Origin of the sequence: Pseudomonas sp. DE0157 (assembly GCF_007678615.1) — a bacterium.
GTDB lineage: Bacteria > Pseudomonadota > Gammaproteobacteria > Pseudomonadales > Pseudomonadaceae > Aquipseudomonas > Aquipseudomonas parafulva_B.
Map to the genome: position 1 here is coordinate 24,892 of NZ_VEJN01000013.1, position 20,584 is coordinate 45,475.

At 62.9% G+C, this 20,584-nt stretch carries 16 protein-coding genes; 7 read left to right on the top strand and 9 right to left on the bottom strand.

The window, feature by feature from the left end:
- Nucleotides 1-110: 110 nt before the first annotated feature.
- The 6 genes from FS777_RS16005 to ppsA form a co-directional block, all read right to left on the bottom strand.
- Entirely contained in the window at nucleotides 111-935 is an 825-nt protein-coding gene (locus tag FS777_RS16005) for a mechanosensitive ion channel domain-containing protein (RefSeq protein ID WP_058637638.1), read from the bottom strand.
- A 2-nt stretch (nucleotides 936-937) separates the two neighbouring features.
- A complete protein-coding gene (locus FS777_RS16010) occupies nucleotides 938-1,210 on the bottom strand; it encodes a hypothetical protein (RefSeq protein ID WP_023533663.1) in 273 nt (90 codons plus the stop codon).
- A gap of 87 nt (nucleotides 1,211-1,297) precedes the next feature.
- Nucleotides 1,298-2,293, bottom strand: a complete 996-nt coding sequence (locus FS777_RS16015; RefSeq protein ID WP_078478253.1) for a zinc transporter ZntB — start codon at nucleotides 2,291-2,293, stop codon at nucleotides 1,298-1,300.
- A 27-nt stretch (nucleotides 2,294-2,320) separates the two neighbouring features.
- Entirely contained in the window at nucleotides 2,321-2,812 is a 492-nt protein-coding gene (gene rraA / locus FS777_RS16020) for a ribonuclease E activity regulator RraA (RefSeq protein WP_058604522.1), read from the bottom strand.
- 95 nt (nucleotides 2,813-2,907) lie between these two features.
- Nucleotides 2,908-3,900: an alpha/beta fold hydrolase gene (locus tag FS777_RS16025; RefSeq protein WP_230379159.1), complete on the bottom strand. Its 993-nt coding sequence runs from the start codon at nucleotides 3,898-3,900 to the stop codon at nucleotides 2,908-2,910.
- A gap of 102 nt (nucleotides 3,901-4,002) precedes the next feature.
- Complete coding sequence (ppsA, locus tag FS777_RS16030) at nucleotides 4,003-6,378, bottom strand: phosphoenolpyruvate synthase (protein WP_145256364.1); 2,376 nt, start codon at nucleotides 6,376-6,378, stop codon at nucleotides 4,003-4,005.
- 177 nt (nucleotides 6,379-6,555) lie between these two features.
- Here ppsA and FS777_RS16035 point away from each other — a divergent pair, with 177 nt between their 5' ends.
- Complete coding sequence (locus FS777_RS16035; protein ID WP_027916539.1) at nucleotides 6,556-7,374, top strand: pyruvate, water dikinase regulatory protein; 819 nt, start codon at nucleotides 6,556-6,558, stop codon at nucleotides 7,372-7,374.
- 117 nt (nucleotides 7,375-7,491) lie between these two features.
- Here the strand turns inward: FS777_RS16035 and FS777_RS16040 are convergent, their stop codons facing one another.
- Entirely contained in the window at nucleotides 7,492-12,357 is a 4,866-nt protein-coding gene (locus FS777_RS16040) for an NAD-glutamate dehydrogenase (protein ID WP_145256367.1), read from the bottom strand.
- Nucleotides 12,358-12,418: 61 nt separating this feature from the next.
- A complete protein-coding gene (locus FS777_RS21720; protein WP_256675187.1) occupies nucleotides 12,419-12,553 on the bottom strand; it encodes a hypothetical protein in 135 nt (44 codons plus the stop codon).
- Between the two features lie 77 nt (nucleotides 12,554-12,630).
- Between FS777_RS21720 and FS777_RS16045 the strand changes: the two genes are divergently transcribed.
- Complete coding sequence (locus tag FS777_RS16045; RefSeq protein ID WP_058604518.1) at nucleotides 12,631-12,984, top strand: hypothetical protein; 354 nt, start codon at nucleotides 12,631-12,633, stop codon at nucleotides 12,982-12,984.
- Nucleotides 12,985-13,024: 40 nt separating this feature from the next.
- Here FS777_RS16045 and FS777_RS16050 read toward each other — a convergent pair whose 3' ends face one another.
- Nucleotides 13,025-13,930, bottom strand: a complete 906-nt coding sequence (locus FS777_RS16050; RefSeq protein WP_145256370.1) for a LysR family transcriptional regulator — start codon at nucleotides 13,928-13,930, stop codon at nucleotides 13,025-13,027.
- Between the two features lie 123 nt (nucleotides 13,931-14,053).
- On the opposite strand from FS777_RS16050, the gene lysA reads away from it, so the two are divergent.
- The 5 genes from lysA to FS777_RS16075 all read left to right on the top strand — a co-directional run bounded on the left by lysA (nucleotide 14,054) and on the right by FS777_RS16075 (nucleotide 20,504).
- Nucleotides 14,054-15,286, top strand: a complete 1,233-nt coding sequence (lysA, locus tag FS777_RS16055; protein ID WP_058637643.1) for a diaminopimelate decarboxylase — start codon at nucleotides 14,054-14,056, stop codon at nucleotides 15,284-15,286.
- Nucleotides 15,287-15,535: 249 nt separating this feature from the next.
- Entirely contained in the window at nucleotides 15,536-16,246 is a 711-nt protein-coding gene (locus FS777_RS16060; protein WP_078478247.1) for a helix-turn-helix domain-containing protein, read from the top strand.
- Nucleotides 16,247-16,352: 106 nt separating this feature from the next.
- Complete coding sequence (locus FS777_RS16065) at nucleotides 16,353-17,768, top strand: efflux transporter outer membrane subunit (RefSeq protein ID WP_372239222.1); 1,416 nt, start codon at nucleotides 16,353-16,355, stop codon at nucleotides 17,766-17,768.
- Between the two features lie 86 nt (nucleotides 17,769-17,854).
- Nucleotides 17,855-19,000, top strand: a complete 1,146-nt coding sequence (locus FS777_RS16070) for an HlyD family secretion protein (protein WP_145256373.1) — start codon at nucleotides 17,855-17,857, stop codon at nucleotides 18,998-19,000.
- Nucleotides 18,990-20,504 (top strand): MDR family MFS transporter, encoded by a 1,515-nt coding sequence (locus tag FS777_RS16075; protein ID WP_145256376.1) that lies wholly within the window; start codon nucleotides 18,990-18,992, stop codon nucleotides 20,502-20,504. Before FS777_RS16070 ends, FS777_RS16075 begins: the two co-directional genes overlap by 11 nt.
- Nucleotides 20,505-20,584 lie beyond the last annotated feature (80 nt).

Sequence of the window (20,584 nt, forward strand, 5' to 3'; positions counted from 1 at the left end):
CGGCGTGGGAACTTTATTCAAAACGGATCTGGCCGACAGTCAGGTCAATGTCGCCGCAAGTGCCCGGAGGGCCGTTTTTTGCGGCGGCATACATTAACAGCTTTGTTCGGTCAGCGGCTATTGACCCGCTGCTCGAGCAATTCCCGATTGGACAGGGAAACCAGCTCGTCATCGTCGGTGAGAATCACTGTCTTGACCGTGCCAATCTCCTCGATATGCCCTTCGACCTCGCCAATGCGCACCTGCTGGCCCACCTGGAACAACTCGCGGACATAGATGCCGGCCAGGATTTGACCCGCGATTTCGCGGCTACCCAGGCCCATGGCCAGCGCAACGGCCAGACCAACGGTAATCAGGCCGATGACGATCACATGGTTGAGCAGGTCGGTCTTGACCTCCAGTTGGCTGATTGCCACCGAAATGCTGATGATGATCACCAGGCCCTGAACGATGCGTCCAAGCCCTGCGGCGTACTCAAGCCCTACGCCTTCGGCGGCGCCGCGCACCAGGCCGTTGGCCACCTGCGCCAGAAGAACGCCCGCGAGCAATACCAACGCGGCACCGAATACCTTGGGCAGGTACAAGGCCAGCATGTCGAGCGTGGCGGAGACACGCTCCAGGCCCAGCGACTCGGCGGCCGACACCAGGAAGATCAGCAGCACGAACCAGTAGACGATCTTGCCGATCAGCGTGGAAATCGGTACCTGAATGCCAACGCGGCCCAGCATCTTGGTCAGCCCCGTACCAGCCATCAGGCGATCGAGGCCAAGCTTGGCCAGCAGTTTGGAGAGCAAGGTATCGAGCAGTTTGGCTACCACGAAGCCCAGCAGCACCACGACTAACGCGCCGAACAGGTTGGGGATGAAGTTCGCCACCTTGGTCCATAGGGCGGTCATGGCGGTGACCAGGCTCTGGGTCCAGAGATCGAGTTCCATATTCAGTCGGCCTTATCAGCTTTGCTGCCAGCGGCAGCGTTGCGGGAAGAATGTCTACGCACCGGCGCGACGTGCGCCGAGCCATTGTTGATGGCGATCATCAGCGCCTGGCTCCAACGGCCAAGCAAGCTGAACAGATCACCGGCGCCAACCTGGCGGTTGGCGGTCTTGAGCACGCGACCCAGGCAGGCGGCATCATCCTGGTCATGGCGGTCATTGCCGGACGGGGATGCCTTGAGCAGGTCACGCAGGGATTGTTCAAACGGATCGTGCATGGGCACCTCGCGTAGTATCAGCAAGAGACGAGACGGCTTGGCGACGGGTCACACCTTGCGTCGACCAGGCCGCCGGCGCGCCGGTGGCTACACCCACTGCAAGCGCCGGAACAACCACCATTGCCCTGCTGCCAGCCCTATTACCACCAGGCACGCCAGGAGAAACCCATAAGGGTTCTGCGCCCCAGGAATGCCACCCACGTTGATGCCCAGCAACCCGGTGATGAAGCTCATTGGCAAAAAGATGCAGGTGATGATGCCGAACCGGTACATGGTGCGGTTCATGCGTTCGCTGCGGCGGCGGTCTTCGCTCTCGAGCACCAGTGCCGCACGTTCGCGGGTGAGTTCGAGCTCCTCGAGGTAGCGGATCAGGCTGTTGTTCAGCTCGTTCCAGTAGTCAGCATCGCTCTCGGCAAACCAGCTCCACTTGTTGCGTGACAGATGTGCATAAATGTCGCGCTGCGGGGCCAAAAAGCGTCGCAGCCCGGCCGCGCGGCGGCGGATCTGTTGCAAGCTGCCCTGATCAGGCTGGTGCCGCTCGTCAGCCTCTACCTTTTCTTCTTCGACATCGACCAGCTCGGACAGGTCGCTGACCAAACCCTGGACTTTCTCGGTCAGTAGCTCGCCCATCAGCAACAGCAGCTCGGAAGCGGTCTTGGGCCCCCTGCCCTGCTCCAGCTGCAGCAGGATTTCGTCGCTGGCCCTGAGCGGGCGCAAGCGCAGGGAAATCACGCGCTGGGCCTGGGCGAAGATGCGTACCGAAACCATGTCTTCAGGCTCGGCGCCAGGGTTGAGGTTGACCCCGCGCAAAAAGAGCAACAATTGCTCGTCGGCCATCGGCAGCAAGCGCGGCCGCGTGTTCTCTTCAAGCAACAGCTCACAGGCGAATTCACTGAGGCCACTTTCGCTAAGCAGCCAAGACCGGGTTTGGGGATGACTGCGATCCCAGTGCAACCAGAGGCTTTGCTCAGGCTGCAGTTGCAAGTCGCCCAGCTGGGTTCGGGCGATGGCGCGTGCCCCGCCCTTGCCGTCGAGCACCAGGGCATGCACCAGCCCCCACTGCGCGTTGTCTTCCTCGAACATCAAAGCTCCATCAGCGCCTGCGGCGCGTCACTCCGGCATCTGCAGCGGGCTTGGCGAGACCAGCACGCCGTTGTTGTCGGCGTAGACGTATTCACCGGGCCTGAAGGTAACGCCCGCGAAATTCACCACGACGTTGAGGTCGCCAATGCCACGCTTGTCGGTCTTGAGCGGGTGACTGGCCAGCGCCTGTACACCTACGTTGGTCTGGATCAGTGCATCGACGTCGCGTACGCAACCGTAGATCACCAAGCCTTCCCAGCCGTTTTTAGCCGCTTTCTCGGCGAGCATGTCGCCCAACAGGGCGCGACGCAGCGAACCGCCGCCGTCGACCACCAACACCTTGCCCCGGCCATCGAGCTCGACCTGCTCACGCACGAGCGAGTTGTCCTCGAAGCACTTGATGGTGACGATCTGGCCGCCGAACGAATCACGGCCACCAAAGTTGCTGAACATCGGCTCCAGCACCTGCACGAGGTCCGGGTAGGCGTCACACAGGTCGGGCGTTACGTAATGCTGCATGGCAAGCTCCTGTCAGTCACAACGAAAGCGATTGTGGGCCAAGGCTACACCTTGGAGCACACCGCAGTCACCCGAGACCGCTCGGTCAGCGCCTTTCATACAGCTGGCACAAGCGCCAAGGCCTCGATGGAGGCATGCACCGGCAACCCGGGCTCACGTAGCCAGCGTTCTACCAGCGGCCATACCTGCACGTGAGCAGCCTGGCTGGCCAGCATGTCCGCATGGCCAAAGGCATCGAAGCCCGCCGCAGGCCCAAGGCAGAGGAATTGCTTGCGTGCACCCCCGAATTGCTCGAACAACATGCGGCAGGCCCACGGTGGGCTCTGCGGGTCGGCCGCGGCGGCCACGGCAAGCGTCGGCACGTCGACTTGCGCAAGGCCTGCCCACCAATCACCCTGCTTGTCGCCAAAACGCCCAAACAAGCCGTGCCAGCGCATGTGTTCAAAGGCAAGGCCGACGGGTTCATCCTCTGGGCCGCGCCCAAAGCGCGCGCCAGACAGGTGCCCCCAGCGGCGAAGCAGCCAGCGCACGCCCCACACCACCGGAGGCACTTTCAACGGCCAGTAACTGCGGCTTACCTGGGAACCGAACAGCGCCACGCCCGCTACATGCTGCGCAGCCAATGCGCCACTACCCAGGGCGACCGCCAGCGTGGTGCCGCCCAACGAATGCCCGATCCACAGGGGCGCCCTGCCTGCTTTCTCATGCACGAAGGCACCGATGGCCGGCACGTCATCACGCGCATAGGCAGCCACCGTGTTCTGTGCCCAATCCCGATTGCGCGGCGACAGCCCGTGCCCACGCATTTCGGGAATCCACACATCGAAGCCGGCCCGGGCCAAGTAAGCCCCGAGGCCACCCCCCTTGGGTGAATACCAGAAACGCCGATTGGAAAAGCTGCCATGCAGCAGGATGACCGGTATACCCTGGGCGCTGCTCTGATCAGCCAGGCCCAGGCGAGTCACGGCCAGCTCCACGCTGGGATCGGGCCCCAGGCCGGCCTTGATCCGATAGACATCTTCACTGAGGTCGCCGCGGCGCTCGGCACTGAGCAAGGCGACGGGAAATAATGTACTGCTGCTTTGCATAGGTCGGTTGCTTGTCGCACAAAAAAGGGCGAAATCCATCGCTGGAACTCGCCCTGGAAAAACCAGGCGAGGAGCGCCAGACGCCCCTCGCATCTTTCGGTATCAGGTCGCGCTTTGGCCTTCGGCCAGGTAGAACCAGGTTTCAAGCACCGAGTCCGGGTTCAGCGACACGCTGTCGATGCCCTGCTCCATCAGCCATTTGGCCAGGTCTGGATGGTCCGAAGGGCCCTGACCGCAAATGCCGATGTACTTGCCGGCCTTGTTGCACGCTGCGATGGCGTTGGCCAGCAGCTTCTTGACCGCAGGATTTCGTTCATCGAACAGGTGGGCAATGATGCCCGAATCACGGTCCAGACCCAACGTCAGCTGAGTCAGGTCGTTCGACCCGATTGAGAAGCCGTCGAAGTATTCGAGGAACTCGTCGGCCAGGATGGCGTTGGACGGCAGTTCGCACATCATGATGACGCGCAGACCGTTGTCGCCACGGGCCAGGCCGTTTTCAGCCAGCAGGTCGACGACTTGGCTGGCCTCACCGAGGGTACGCACGAACGGCACCATGATTTCGACGTTGGTCAGGCCCATTTCATTACGCACGCGCTTGAGGGCGCGGCATTCGAGCTCGAAACAATCGCGGAACGCTTCGCTGATATAGCGCGAGGCCCCACGGAAGCCCAGCATCGGGTTTTCTTCTTCCGGCTCGTACAACTTGCCGCCGATCAGGTTGGCGTACTCATTGGACTTGAAGTCCGACAGGCGCACGATCACTTTCTTGGGATAGAACGCCGCTGCCAGGGTGCTGATGCCTTCGACCAGCTTCTCCACGTAGAAGCCGACTGGGTCGTCGTAGCCAGCGATGCGCTTGTCGACGCTGTCCTTCAGGTCGGCCGGCAGGCCGGCGTAGTTGAGCAAAGCCTTGGGGTGCACGCCAATCATGCGATTGATGATGAATTCCAGGCGCGCCAGGCCTACACCGGCGTTGGGCAACTGGGCGAAGTCGAAGGCGCGGTCCGGGTTGCCGACGTTCATCATGATCTTGAACGGCAGCTCGGGCATGGCGTCCACCGAGTTCTGCTTGATGTCGAAGCCCAGTTCACCCTCGAAGATGAAGCCTGTATCGCCTTCGGCGCAGGAGACGGTCACGCCCTGGCCATCCTTGAGAATCTGGGTAGCGTTGCCGCAACCGACAACCGCCGGGATACCCAGCTCACGAGCGATGATGGCCGCATGGCAGGTGCGCCCGCCACGGTTAGTGACGATGGCGCTGGCACGTTTCATGACCGGCTCCCAGTCCGGGTCGGTCATGTCCGAGACCAGCACGTCGCCTGGCTGCACCTTGTCCATCTCGGACACGTCGTTGATCACGCGGACCTTGCCGGCGCCTATGCGCTGGCCGATGGCGCGGCCCTCGACCAGCACCGTGCCTTTTTCCTTGAGCAGGTAACGCTCCATGACGTTGGCGCTGGCGCGGCTCTTCACCGTTTCAGGGCGGGCCTGGACGATGTACAGCCTGCCATCGTCACCGTCCTTGGCCCACTCGATGTCCATCGGGCGCTGGTAATGCTGCTCAATGATCATCGCCTGCTTGGCCAGCTCAACGACCTCCTCGTCGGTCAAGCAGAAGCGGGCACGCTCGGCGCGATCGACTTCGACCGTCTTGACCGAACGACCGGCCTTGGCTTCTTCGCCATAGACCATCTTGATCGCCTTGCTGCCCAGGTTACGGCGCAGGATGGCGGGGCGGCCGGCTTGCAGGGTGTGCTTGTGCACGTAGAATTCATCGGGGTTGACTGCACCCTGGACCACGGTTTCACCCAGGCCGTAGGCACCGGTGATGAACACGACGTCACGGAAGCCCGACTCGGTGTCGAGGGTAAACATGACGCCGGCGGTACCAGTTTCGGAGCGAACCATGCGCTGCACACCGGCCGACAGGGCGACCAGCTTGTGGTCGAAGCCCTGGTGCACACGGTAGGAGATGGCACGGTCGTTGAACAGCGAGGCGAACACTTCCTTCGCCGCACGGATCACGTTGTCCACGCCGCGGATGTTGAGGAAGGTTTCCTGCTGGCCGGCGAACGAGGCGTCCGGCAGGTCTTCGGCGGTGGCCGAAGAGCGCACGGCCACGGCCATGTTGTCGTTGCCATTGGCCATTTCGGCGAAGGCGGTGCGGATCTCGGCGTCCAGACGCGCCGGGAACTCGGCTTCCATCACCCACTGGCGAATCTGCGCGCCGGTCTTGGCAAGGGCGTTGACATCGTCCACGTCCAGGGCTTCGAGCGCCTCATGGATGCGGTCGTTGAGCCCACTTTGCTCGAGGAAATCACGGTACGCCTGAGCCGTAGTGGCAAAGCCGCCCGGCACGGACACGCCGGCACCGGCAAGATTGCTGATCATCTCGCCCAGGGATGCGTTCTTGCCCCCCACATGCTCTACATCATGGACGCCGAGCTTTTCGAGGGAAACTACGTACTCTACCAAGGTGATCTCTCCACTAGCTGTATTGGAAAAGCTCAACGGCGCCCGCCTGTCTTCTTGACTGGGCCGGACGCATGTGGCCTGTACCTGGAAAATAAGTGAGAATGCCGACAGCCGCATTCGGCAAAGCGAACTTATCATAATCAAGAAACGTCATCATCACTAAGGCCCCGATCGCAAATGAAACGAACCGCGTTCTTCATCTCCGACGGCACCGGCATCACTGCCGAGACCCTGGGCCAGAGCCTGCTCGCGCAGTTCGAGAGCATTCCTTTCAGCAAATTCACCCGGCCCTACATCGACTCCCCTGAAAAAGCGCGCAACATGGTCCAGCAGATCAATGCGGCCGCCGAGCGCGACGGCATGCGACCGATCATCTTCGACACCATCGTCAATCAGGACATCCGCGAGATCCTGGCCACCTCCAATGGGTTCATGATCGACATCTTCTCCTCGTTCCTGTCACCGCTGGAGCAGGAGCTGACCGCCCATTCCTCGTATTCGGTGGGCAAATCCCACTCCATTGGTGGCAACTCCAACTACATGGAGCGCATCGAGGCGGTGAACTTCGCCCTGGACAACGATGACGGCGCCCGCACCCATTACTACGACAAGGCTGACCTGATCCTGGTGGGTGTATCCCGTTGCGGCAAGACGCCGACGTGCCTGTACATGGCCATGCAATTCGGCATCCGCGCGGCCAATTACCCGTTGACCGAAGACGACATGGAGCGCCTGCAACTGCCGGCGGTATTGAAAAAGCACCACAGCAAGCTGTTCGGCCTGACCATCGACCCCGACCGGCTGACCGCCATTCGCCACGAGCGCAAGCCCAACAGCCGTTATTCGAGCTTTGCCCAGTGCGAATTCGAGGTGCGAGAAGTCGAGAGCCTGTTCCGCCGTGAGAACATCCCAAACATCAATTCCACGCATTTTTCGGTGGAAGAGATCTCGGCCAAGATTCTGGTCGAGAAAGGTGTGGAGCGGCGTTTCAAATGACGCAGTAGTGGGTTTGCCTGATGATGCCGTGGGTTTTGAGCGCCAACATCGTGAACAGCACCCAACAATAAAAAAGCCCCGGCATCACTGCCGGGGCTTTTTCAGTTCAGCATTGACTCAAGACGGCATCACAGTCGCCTGCCCGCTCATGGCCAGATCGACCAGTTCGCGGTTGGCCACTGCATACATCGCGTAGTCATGGCCCGAAGCGCTGCGCAGGTCATCGAGCATGGCGCGCCAGCGTTCCACCATCACCCGATGCTGCTCGGCCCATAGCGCGACCCGTGCATCCATGTCCTGCGGAGCATCGGCCATCTGCAATACCGAGATGGTGATCGCGCGTTGTTGCAGGTCGATGTCGTCGCGGAAGGCTTCCCGGGCCAGGGCCTGCCAGTTGTTCTCCACCGGCAGATTGCTGATTTCCTGCAAGTACCAGGTCAGGTCAAGCGCGCTGCCCACGGCGAAGAACGCCTTGGCCACCTGCGCTGGCTCGTGACCTGTCACATCAGCTGCCTCGATGATCGGCAGCAAGGTGTACAGATGGCTGGTGCCCGCCACCATACGTGCCAACAGCTCTGGCACCCCCGCTTCGACGAAGCTCTGGTAACGCACCATCCAGCGTTCGCGGGTTGGGCCTTCGAGCAATTCGTCGAGCTTGAGCCCAAGCTGGGCGATCTTCGGCCCGAAGTGGGCGCAATCACGGCCAGCGTCCTGCTCATTGCGACGGCTGCGCAGGAACCAGCGCGTGGCACGGCGGCCCAGGCGCATCAGTTCGTCCATCAGGGTCAGCTGGATCTCGGCAGGAACCTGGTAGTCCAGCGCCTCGATCTGACGGAACCAGTGCGGCAGGTGGAAGATGTCGCGCACGATCACGTAGGCCCCGGCCACGTTGGCAGGGCTCATGCCGGTCGATTCCTTCAACCGCTGCACGAAGGTGATGCCCATGTTGTTGACCAGGTCGTTGGCGATCTGGGTGCTGACGATCTCGCGCTTGAGGCGGTGGCGGCGCATGGAGTCGGCGAACTTGCTGACCAGCGACGGCGGGAACGCGGTTTCCATGTCGCGGGTCAGGTAGTCGTCGTCCGGCACCTGGGACTTGAGCAGCTGCTCTTTCAAGTCGATCTTGCTGTAGGAGATCAGCACCGAGAGCTCTGCACGGGTCAGGCCCTGGCCTGCGGCGAGGCGCTCGGCCAGCTGTTCCTCTGAAGGCAGGAACTCGATGGCCCGGTCAAGCTTGCCGCGGGCCTCGAGGTCGGCCATCAGGCGCTTGTACTCGGCAATGCGCTCGCGCACGCGGCGCGCTGCCAGCGACAGCGCCTGGGTCTGCTTGTAGTTGTTGCCCAGCACCAGGCCAGACACTTCCTCAGTCATGCTGCCGAGCAACTGGTTGCGCTGCTTCTCGGTCATGTCGCCACCCTGCACCACCTCGTTGAGCAGGATCTTGATGTTGACCTCGTGGTCGGAGCAGTCCACGCCGCCGGCGTTGTCGATGAAGTCGGTGTTGGTGGCGCCGCCGTGCAGGCCGAATTCCACCCGGCCAAGCTGGGTCATGCCCAGGTTGCCGCCCTCGCCTACCACCTTGCAGCGCAGCTCGTTGCCGTTGACACGCAAGGCGTCGTTGGCCTTGTCGCCCACATCGGCGTGGCTTTCGCCACTGGCCTTGACGTAGGTGCCGATGCCACCGTTCCAGAGCAGGTCCACAGGCGCCTTGAGCAGGGCATTGAGCAGCTCGGTGGGCGTCAGGCGGTCGGCCTCGATGGCAAAGCGTTCCTTCATCTGCGCCGTGATGGCGATGCTCTTGGCGCTACGCGGGAAAATGCCGCCGCCTTCGGACATGATGCTGGTGTCGTAGTCGGTCCATGCCGAACGTGGCAAGTCGAACAGGCGCTTGCGCTCGGCAAAGCTGGAGGCCGGCTCCGGGTTGGGGTCGATGAAGATATGCAGGTGGTTGAAGGCCGCTACCAGCTGCAGCTTGTCGGACATCAACAGGCCGTTACCGAAGACGTCGCCTGCCATGTCGCCCACCCCAATCACGGTGATCGGGTCTTCTTGCACATTGATGCCGCGCTCACGGAAGTGACGCTGGACGCCAACCCAGGCCCCACGGGCGGTGATGCCCATTTTCTTGTGGTCGTAGCCTGCCGAGCCACCCGATGCGAAGGCATCACCCAGCCAGAAACCATAGTCGATGGCGATGCCGTTGGCGATGTCCGAGAATGTGGCCGTGCCTTTGTCGGCCGCCACCACCAGATACGGGTCGTCATCGTCGTGACGCACCACGCCAACCGGCGGTACTACGCCACCGTCCTTGAGGTTGTCGGTAATGTCGAGCAATCCCGAGATGAAGATGCGGTAGCACGCTACGCCCTCTGCCGCGATCTCGTCTCGCGTGCCGCCCAGTGGCAGGCGCCGTGGCAGGAAACCACCCTTGGCGCCGACCGGCACGATTACCGAGTTCTTCACCTGCTGCGCCTTGACCAGGCCCAGCACCTCGGTGCGATAGTCTTCCTCGCGGTCCGACCAGCGCAGGCCGCCGCGCGCAACGTTGCCAAAGCGCAGGTGCACCCCCTCGACCCGGGGTGAATAGACGAAGATCTCGAACTTGGGTACCGGCTTGGGCAGTTCGGGCACAAGCTTGGGGTTGAACTTGAAGCTGAAATACGACTTGTTCTGGCCGTTGGCATCGAGCTGATAGAAGTTGGTGCGCAGGGTGGCCTTGATCAGGTCCAGGTAGCGACGCAGGATGCGGTCTTCGTTGAGTACCTGCACCTCGTCCAGCGCATTGAGGATCGCTTGCTCAAGCCGCTGCTGCTTGTCCTCCAGGTCATCCTGGGTCAGCTTGCGGGCCAGGTAGAAACGCGTCTTGAACAGGCGGGTCAGCTCGCGCGCGATGTCGGTATGGTTGTTCAGCGTGCTGGCAATGTAGCCCAGGTCGAAGCCCAGGCGAATTTGTTTCAGGTAGCGTGCATAGGCACGCAGCAATGCCACGTCACGCCATGGCAGGCCCGCTGTGAGCACCAGGCGGTTGAAGGCATCGTTTTCGGCATCGCCGCCGACGATGTGGATGAACGCATCCTGGAAGGTGTCATTGAGCTCTTGAATGTTCAAGCTCAGGCCTTCGCTGTAGGTGAAGGCGAAGTCGTGAATCCAGTATTCGCGGCCATTGGCGTGGCGCAGGCGATACGGGAACTCGCCCAGCACGCGCAGGCCGAGGTTTTCGAGGATTGGCAGCACGTCCGACAGCGCCAGGGGGGTGTCGGCGTGGTACAGCTTGCAGTGCAGGGTGCGCTCGCCAACCCGCGTCAGCGGCTGGTAGAAACTCATGGCCAGTGGCTTGCTTTCCGACAGGGCCAGCACATGCTGTAGGTCCACCACGGCCGAATGGGCGGCGAAGCGCTCGCGGTAGCCGGCTGGGAAGCCTTTGGGGAAATCGGCCAGGATGTTGGTGCCTTGGGCCTCGCCGAAGTTCTCCACGACCAACGCCGAGAAATCGTCCTGCCAGGAGCGGCAGGCCTGGATGACCTCACGCTCGAGCTGCTGTGGGTCGATGTCGATGCGGTTCTTCGGGTCCACCCGCAGAATCAGCTGCACACGGGCCAGTACCGACTCGGAGAAGAAGGTCCAGAATTCGCAATCGCTGGCCTTCAGGCGCTCCATCAACACCTGCTGGATTTTCTGGCGAACCTCGGTGGAATAGATTTCACGCGGTACATAGGCCAGGCAATAGCAGAAGCGTCCGTACGGGTCCTTGCGCAGGAAGACGCGAATCTTGTTGCGCTCCTGAATCTGCACGATGGACATGACCGTGCTGAACAGCTCATCCACCGGGGTCTGGAACAGGTCGTCGCGCGGCAGCACTTCGAGCACCTGCGCCAGTTCCTTGCCCAGGTGAGCCTTGGTATCGAAGCCGGAACGGCGCTCGACTTCAGCGACCTTGACCCGGATGTAAGGGATGGCATGAACGCTTTCGCCGTACACCGTGGAGGTGTACAGGCCCATGAAGCGGTGTTCCTTGAGCACGTTACCCGAGGCATCGAGCTGGCGGATGGACACGTAATCAGGGTAGCCCGGGCGGTGTACGCGGCTTGGCAGCGCAGCCTTGGCGAAGGAGAGCAGCAGTGGCTCGGCCAGGTAGGCCACGGCGTAATCTTCGATGCGCAACTCTTCAGGGGTCAAGCCCACGCGCAGGCGACGCGGCAGACCAAGGAACGACTGCTCGTCGTAGACCATCTGCCCGCCAGCCTGATCGGCCTGGACGGTGAACTCTTCGTATCCCAGGAAGGTGAAGTGGTTGTCCAGCAACCACTCAAGGAATGCCTTGACCTCACCCTTTTCATGCTGGGCCGGCCCGTACGGGGTCTGCTCGACCAGCGCCACGACCTCCCGCAGCTTGTTCTTCATCGGTTCGAAATCATCGACCGCCACGCGGACCTCGGCCAGCACCTGCTCGATTTCCCGGGCCAGCACGCTCAACTCCGCAGCGTTGGCGCAGCGGTCGATTTCCAGGTACATCAGCGACTCGTGCCCCACCCCTTCACCGTGGGTGCCCTTGGGCAGCAGTTCCAGCAACTCGCCGTTGGCGTTGCGGCGCACGCTCAATACCGTGGTCTGCAGGGTATGAATGCTGTAACCGCGTCGGTTCAGTTCGGTGCGGACCGAGTCCACCAGAAACGGCAGGTCATGGTGCAGCACCTCGACGACCGTGTGGGTCGACTGCCAGCCGTTGCGCTCGTAATCGGGGTTGTACACGCGCACCTGCGGGTGCTCGGGGTCGAAACGCTCGACGATGCGCCAGGCCGACAGGGTGCAGCCGGCCAGGTCGGAAAGCCTGCGCTGGGTGAGTTCGTCCAGAGAGATGATGCCGAAGAACTGCTCGGCGAACAGCGCCACTTGTGGCAGGGACTGTTCGCTGATGTGCTGCGCCAGGGCCGCTTGCAGTTGATGCTGGAAGTCGGCTTTGCTGGCCGCGGTGAAGAACGCCATCTGTGGTACTCCGCTTGGGCTTTGTAATAGTTGAAGCGTCGCTGCGTGCGCCGTGCCGGGGTCAACGATAGACGATTGCAGGCAGGGCGAACGATGAAAACCAGGCGTTGAGCGTGTGCATGCACGCCCAGGACTGGGCGAAGCTTAACGACTGACCGGTCATCAAGGCTTGCAGCGCTGCGACAATTTCGTTCAAGGGGCGGTAACTTTACGTTTATGCATGTAAGCAAGACTGTCAGAATTCCCTTCCGTTTCCTTAGATCCGAGCTTGCCATGCAAATCGACACCGCCGTGCTGTTCGCCACCCCCTGCGATGAAGAGGAGGACAACATGGCAACCCTGTGCTGCCACAGTGACAAAGGTCAGATGTTCTTGCTGACCCGCTACCCTGACGAAGACACGGTTGATCTGACCCTGGACGATGAGCCCTCGACCCTGGACGGCTTGAAAGTGACCTTGAAGGCAACGAGCCTGTTGATCGAAGTGGCAGCAGGTGACCGGGACGCCTTGCGCGGTGATGAGGTGCTTCAGATCAACCTGACCAGCACGCTGAGCGACCTGGACGAGATCAGGCAAACCTTGGAGAACATCCTGAGCGGCACCGGCACTTTCGTCTGCGAGCTTTGATCCGTCGATCACTGGGCAGGCTTGCCGCGTGCCACGGGGGCTAAGCCAGGGCGCGCTGCATCGCCTGCGCCTGCTCGCGCAGTGTCTGGCAGAACGGCTCGACTGCCGCCGAGGCCGGTCGATGGTCTGGCCTGACCAGCATCACCTGGTAGGCGATCGAGATGTCCAGCGGCCTGATGGTTAAGCCACTCTGAGCGGCCTCCAGCCCGCTCAGGGGGTTGATGATGGCTACGCCCAGGCCCTGCCTGACCATGGCGCACACCGAGGCGGCGCTGGTGGTCTCGATGACCGTGCGACGGTTCACTCCAGCCGCGCGAAAATGGTGGTCCAGACGCTGGCGATAGGTGTCCAGGCTGGCCAGGTTGATGAAATCGACCTCATGGAAATCCGCCAGGCTCAGCCGTGACCTGGCCTGCAACGGGTGTTGCTCAGGCAGCACGCAGACCATGTTGGCGCTGAACAGCAATTCCCCGCTCGCCCCGCGGGGTATCTGCGCGACCTCCGTCAGGCCCAGGTCATGCTGCTGGGTGGCCAGGGACTCCTCCAGCAGCGGCGACTCCTGGGCTTTGATGCTCACGCTCACCCCAGGGTGCTGCTTATGAAAACGCTGGCAGACCTTGGGCAGCAGGGTCTGCGAAAACAACGGCAGGCAGGTGACGGCCAACTGGCCCTGCTGGAAGTTGCGAATGGCCTGGGCACAACGCTCGATGCGCTCAAGCCCCACATACGCCCGCTCTACCTCCTCGATCAGCAGCAACGCCTGGGCGGTGGCTTCCAACCGACCGGCCGTGCGTTCGAACAGATGCAGGCCCGTCACGTGCTCCAACCGCGCCAGCTCACGGCTGATGGTCGGCTGCGAGGTGAACAACAGACGCGCCGCGCCTGTGACGCTACCTGAGGCCATGATGGCGCGGAACACTTCGATGTGGCGGGCGGAGAGTTTCATGGGAGCACCGACTGCATTTTCAGGGCATATCAGAGATGAATGGACGGCGCAAAAATAGCTATTTTTCTGAATCGAGTCTACGGGCCATGCTGTCGGCTTCCACCTGTGCCGAGCGATTCGATCATGACCATTCCCTTCTCTGTCCTAGCCAACGCCGTTCGCCAGTACGGTTCACCCCTGTGGGCCTACGACGCCGCCACCATCCTCAGCCGGATAGAACAGCTCAAGCCATTCGATACCGTACGCTTCGCCCAGAAAGCCAATCCCAATCTGCAGGTGTTGCGCTTGATGCGCGAGCACGGCCTGGTACTCGATGCAGTATCGCTTGGGGAAATGGAACGCGCCTTTGCAGCCGGCGCCAGTGTGGCGGGCGAGCCTGCGGGGGTGGTGCTGACCTGCGACGTGCTGGACCGCGCTACCCTGGCACGCGTGATCGTGGAAAAGATCGAAGTCAATGCAGGCTCCATCGACATGCTGCGCCAGTTGGGCGAGCATTCGCCAGGGCACCGTGTCTGGCTGCGCATCAACCCGGGGTTCGGCCATGGCCACAGCCGCAAGACCAATACCGGGGGCGAGAACAGCAAGCATGGCATCTGGCATGAAGACTTGCCGCAGGCGCTCGCCTGCATCAGGGCCCATCGCCTGCACCTGGTGGGCGTGCACATGCACATCGGCTCCGGCGTGGACTACACCCATCTGGAGCAGGTGGCTCGCGCCATGATCGAGCTGATCGCGCGCCTGGACACCGATATCGAAGCGTTCTCGATCGGCGGTGGGCTCTCGACGCCGTACCGCACTACCGACACGCCGGTGGACCTGCAGCGCTACGCGCAAACCTGGGCAGTGGCACGCCAGGAAATCGAAGCGCTGCTGGGCCACCCGGTGCGCATGGAGATCGAGCCAGGGCGTTTTCTGGTGGCCGAGTCGGGCTATCTGGTGACCGAAGTCCGTGCCGTCAAGCAGGTGGGCCGCAACACGTTCGTGCTGGTCGATGCTGGCTTCAACGACCTCATGCGCCCTGCGATGTACGGGGCCTACCATGCCATGACCCTGCTCGATGCCGATGGCCGCCCCGTGGACCGCCCGCGGCAACCGACCGTGGTGGCCGGCCCACTGTGCGAATCAGGCGACGTGTTCACTCAGGATGACCAGGCACTCTGCCCCCAGGACTTGCCCCAGGCCCAGGTCGGCGACTTGCTGGTGATTCACGATGCCGGTGCCTACGGTGCCTCCATGTCGTCCAACTACAACAGCCGGCCCTTGCTGCCGGAGGTCATGATCGAAGGCCAGGCCGTGCGCTTGATCCGACGTCGGCAGACCATCGAAGCGCTGCTCGCGCTTGAGGAAGGCTTGTAACGGCCAATTCCTGCATGCCGACCTCCCTCGACAGCCGGCATGCCAGGGATAGATCGTTGAGCGCTCCCTAGACACTCCGCTCGGCTACACAGTTACAACTGCAAAAACCAAATAATCCGCAATCAAGCCTCAACTTTTAAGAAGATCAAGCAATTCAATCGCACTTATCACGCACGCTACCCCACGCTTCGCAACATCTACACACAATCCACCCTTACAATTGGATCCATTCCCACAATGGATCCCGCCATGCAAACACTCGAAATGGATTACGCCCCCGGCGATCACGTGGCCAGCCACTGCCACGCCCACGACCAGCTGATCTACGCAGCCAGTGGCACTGTGCATGTGAGTACCGATTCGGGAAGCTGGGTGATTCATGGGGGCAATGCGCTGTGGGTGCCGGCCGGCGTCAGCCATGCGATTGTCATGGAAGGCGTTGTCAGCATGCGCTCCCTGCTGCTGGCGCCCCACGTCGACCACTGCCAGGTGATCGTGGTGACGGGGTTGCTGCGTGAGTTGATCCTGGCTGCCTCGCGCATGCTCGGTATCCGGGAGGGCGAGCACGTACGGGCGCTCATTCTGGGCGAGCTCGCCCATGCAAGGCGCATCGACACATTCATAGCACTGCCGACGCACCCACGCCTGAGGGCCTGGTGCGAGCGCATGCTGCAGGCACCAGCCGAGGAACATGCCCTTGAACAGTGCGCCACGGCGCTGAACATGAGCACACGCAATGTGGCCCGGCTGTTCCAGCGCGAGCTGGGCATGTCCCACGGCCAATGGCGCGCTCGGGCACGGGTGATGTTGAGCCAGCAGTGCCTGGCGGCAGGTCAGCCGATCATCAATGTGGCGCTCGAACACGGCTACCAGAGCCCCAGCGCCTTTGCAGCCGTGTTCAGGCGCATCCTGGGGTGCGCGCCCAGCGACTGGCAGGACGGTAGCGCACGCCCCCGCTGAAACGGCTCGGATTGTCCGGCTGGCGCGCATGGTTGTCCCGCTTGCGGCAGCCTTGGCCTGACTGGTCTCGTTAACGTTGCATCATGACTGCCAAGCGATGTTCATGATGCCCACTTTGTCGATGATCCCCTCCCCCGTACGCCTTTGCACTGTGCTGACGTTCGGCCTGCTGGCAGGTTGCACGCACCCTGTCGTCTGCGAACAGCCCCCTGCGGCCATGCGGGTCAACCCTTTGACCGAGACCCAGGCCGGGGTTAGCGCACAGCCTTTACCCGGGCGCTGGTGGCAGCTGTACCAGGACCCGCAACTCGAGTACTGGGTGGAGCGCGCATTGGCCAATAACCAGGACCTGGCTCAGGCTCAAGCCAACGTGCGCGCACTGCTGGCCGGCATTGGCGAGTTCCAGGCGCAGCGCCTGCCTGCCACCTCGCTGGGCATTGCTGCGACCTACGGCAGGGACAGTGACGATCAGACCCTGGCCCAGGCCCGTGACAGCCGAGCTACTTCCTCTTGGCAGTTCAATCCGGGCATGGAGCTGGCCTATCAGGTGGACCTGTGGGGGCAGGTGCAAGCCCAAATCGATCGCGCCAAGGCGCAAGCGCAGGCCGCGGCCGCCGCACACGATGCCGTGGGGCTGCAGGTGGCAGCCCAGACCAGCCGTGCCTACATCGAACAATGCGTCTACACCGCTCGCCTGAGTCAAGCCAGGCAAGCCCTACACACCCTTGATCGCAGCCTGCTGTTGAGCGACCGCCAGCGTCAGGCCGGCATCGCTACGGCGCTGGACGGTGAGCGGCTGCTTGGCCTGCGTGAGCAGGTTCGCGCCCGGATACCCGTTTTCGAGGCGCGGCGCCAGGTGGCACTGTTCGAGCTGAGCACGCTGGCGGGTGAGGTCACGGTCGATCACACCCAACCCTGCGCTGCCATCCCTTCGCTTACGGCAGCGCTGCCCACAGGCGATGGCTGGCACCTGCTCGAGCGGCGCCCCGACGTACGCCAGGCTGAACGAGCGTTGCAAGCCGCCGGCCTGGAAACGGACATCGTGCGCGCCGACCTGTACCCCAAGGTTCGCTTTGGCGCCCAGCTGGCTAGTGCTGATCGCCACGTCAATGGCCTGGGTGCCAGCCGCGCCATCACGTTCGGCGTCGGCCCGCTGATCAGCTGGGAATTTCCCAACCTGCAAGCCAATCGTGCCCGGTTGGGCAAGGCCCAGGCTTTGCAGCAGGCCCAGCGCGCTCACTATCGCAGCGTCGCGCTCAAGGCCCTGAAGGATGTGCGCCAGGCCTTGGCCCGTCATGCCGGTGAGCAGCAGCACCTGTCTTCGCTGCAGGCCGCGCTTGAGCACAGCCAGCGTGGCTTCGCCCTGGCAGAGGCCAGCTACCGTGCGGGCACCCAGGACGGGCTGGCCCTGCTTGACAGCGAGCGCGAGCTGATTGCCCTGCATGACCAGCTCCTCGAGCCGCGCGGCAAGGTGGCCAGGGCGCAGATCGACCTGTTTCGCGCACTGGGCGGGGGATGGTGAATCCGCCACGCCCCAGGCACCGCTCACCACCCAACGCCCACCGCTCGCAAAGCGCAACTGCCTCCACTCGACAATGGAACCCCACCATGAACGCTGCTGTAGAAACGCCCACCCCAACCCCGACTACCGAGCATGCAACCATTCGCACACGACGGCGGTTGGTCTATATCGGCGGCGCAGGCCTGGGCGTGCTGGCGCTACTGGCCCTTGCTGGCTACTGGTTCACCACCGGGCGCTACCTGGAAAGTACCGATGACGCCTACATCCGCGCCGATTGGGTGGCATTGAGTTCGCGCGTGGCAGGCTATGTGGCGACGGTAGAGGTCGAAGATGACCAGCCGGTTCAAGCCGGCGCTGTGCTGGTGCGGTTGCAGGATCGCGATTACCAGGCTCGCAGGGATCGCGCGCGCGCTGCCGAACGCCAGGCGCAGGCGGCCATAGACGCGGCGCAGGCTCACCGCGAGCTGGCCGTGCAGCGCATCGAGCAGCAGGCCCAAGCAACCCTCAAGGCCGAAGCCGCCGTGCACAGTGCCAGCGCCGAACGTCGTCGCAGCCAGCTGGACCTGCAGCGCTACCAGGGCTTGGTACGCGATGAGGCCGCCACGACCCAACGGCTGGAGCAGGCGCTGGCCGCCGCCAACCAGGCCAAGGCTGTCGAGCAAGGGGCCAAGGCAGCATGGCGTGAACAACAGGCACAGCAACGGATGGCCAAGGCCGGCGCTGCCCAGGCCGAGGCCGACTTGCAGCAGCGCCAGGCCGCCTTCGAAAGCGCCAGCGCCGAACGCCGGCTGGCCGAACAGGACGCTCAAGACACCGTACTGCGCGCCCCGGTGGCAGGCGTAGTGGGCCAACGCCGCGTGCGTGCAGGGCAATACGTGGCGCCAGGCCAGCCGTTGCTGGCGGTGGTGCCGGTGGCGCAAGCCTATGTCGTGGCCAACTACAAGGAAACCCAGTTGGCTCGGATGCGCCCAGGGCAGCCTGTGCAGGTTCAGGTAGACAGTTTCCCTGGCCATGCATTCAAAGGTCACGTGGCAAGCTTCTCGCCGGCCTCGGGTAATGTCTTCGCGCTGCTGCCGTCGGACAATGCCACGGGCAACTTCACCAAGATCGTCCAGCGTTTTCCGGTGGGCATCCTGCTCGACCTGCCCGCAAACGGGCCGCAGATACTGCCCGGCATGTCGGTGGTAACCACCGTCGACACGCGCACGTCGGAGCCTGCCGATGCGCGCTGAACAACCGGTATCCCTGCGCGCCTGGGTGGCCGTGCTGGGCGGGCTGTTCGGCTGTTTCATGGCCGGAATGAACGTGCACGTCACCAGCGCCGCACTGCCCGAGATACGCGGCTCGCTAGGCGCCAGCTTCGAGGAAGGCTCATGGATATCCACCGCCTACCTGGTGGCAGAGATCGTGATGATCCCCCTGACGGCCTGGCTGGTGGAGGTGTTCTCCCTGCGCCGGGTGATGTGGACGGGCTCGCTGGTCTTTCTGATCGCGTCGGTGGCCTGTTCGTGGGCGCCGAACCTTGAAACCATGATCGTGATCCGGGTAATTCAGGGCGCCGCCGGCGCCGTCCTGATTCCGCTGTCGTTCCAGCTGATCATCACCGAATTGCCAGCCAGCCGGATGGCCATGGGCATGGCCTTGTTCAGCCTGGCCAACAGCGTGGCGCAGGCCGCAGGCCCTTCGATCGGCGGCTGGTTGACCGATGCCTATTCCTGGCGCTGGATCTTCTACCTGCAGCTGTTTCCTGGTATCGCGTTGCTGTGCGCCATTGCCTGGTCCATCGAGGCCAGGCCGATGAAGTTGCAGCTGCTGCGCCACGGTGACTGGCTGGGCATCGCCGCCATGGTAATCGGCCTGGGCGGGCTGCAGATCGTGCTGGAAGAAGGCGGCCGGTTGGATTGGTTCGGGTCTTCGTTCATCACCGGCATGACCGTGGTGTCGGTATTGGCCCTGGTGCTGTTCGTGACGGCCCAGCTGTTCGGCCCCCGCGCGTTCATCAACTTGCGGTTGCTGGGCCGTTACAACTTCGGCGTGGCCAGCCTGGCGATGTTCATATTCGGCGCGGCCACCTTCGGGCTGGTGTTTCTGGTGCCCAACTACCTGTCGCAACTGCAGGGCTTCAGTGCACGGGACGTGGGTGTGGCGTTGATCGCCTACGGGCTCGTGCAGCTGCTGCTGGCGCCGTTGATGCCGCGCCTGATGAGGTGGACCAGCGCAAAGTTCATGGTGGCCAGCGGGTTCCTGATCATGGCGCTGGGCTGCTGGATGGGCGCCAGCCTGACTGCTGACAGTGCCGACAATGTGATCATCCCTTCCACCGTGGTGCGGGGCATCGGCCAGCCTTTCATCATGGTCGCGTTGTCCGTGCTGGCAGTGGCCGGGCTGGACAAGCGCGAGGCCGGGTCCGCCTCGGCGGTGTTCTCGATGCTGCGTAACTTGGGTGGCGCCATCGGCACGGCCGGCCTGACCCAACTGGTGGCCACACGCGAACGCCTGCACAGTGCGCGCATCCATGAGCACGTGACCGTGTTCGAGCCGCAGCTGCACGCGCGCCTGGACCCGACCGTGCAGACATGGCTCTGGCACTCACAGCAGTGGCTCGAAGGTTTGTCGGGCACCATCGGCCGCGAAGCCTACCTGATGGCCTACAGCGATGCGTTCTACCTGGCCTGCCTGGCGTTGCTCGGCTGTGCGGTGGCAGCGTTGCTACTGAGGTCGCACAAGGGGCAATGAGGCCATGGAGGGGAGCTTGGCTCGGGAGCGACCGACGGCTGGTACACTGGCGCCTTTGTACAACATCCAGACAGGTTCGA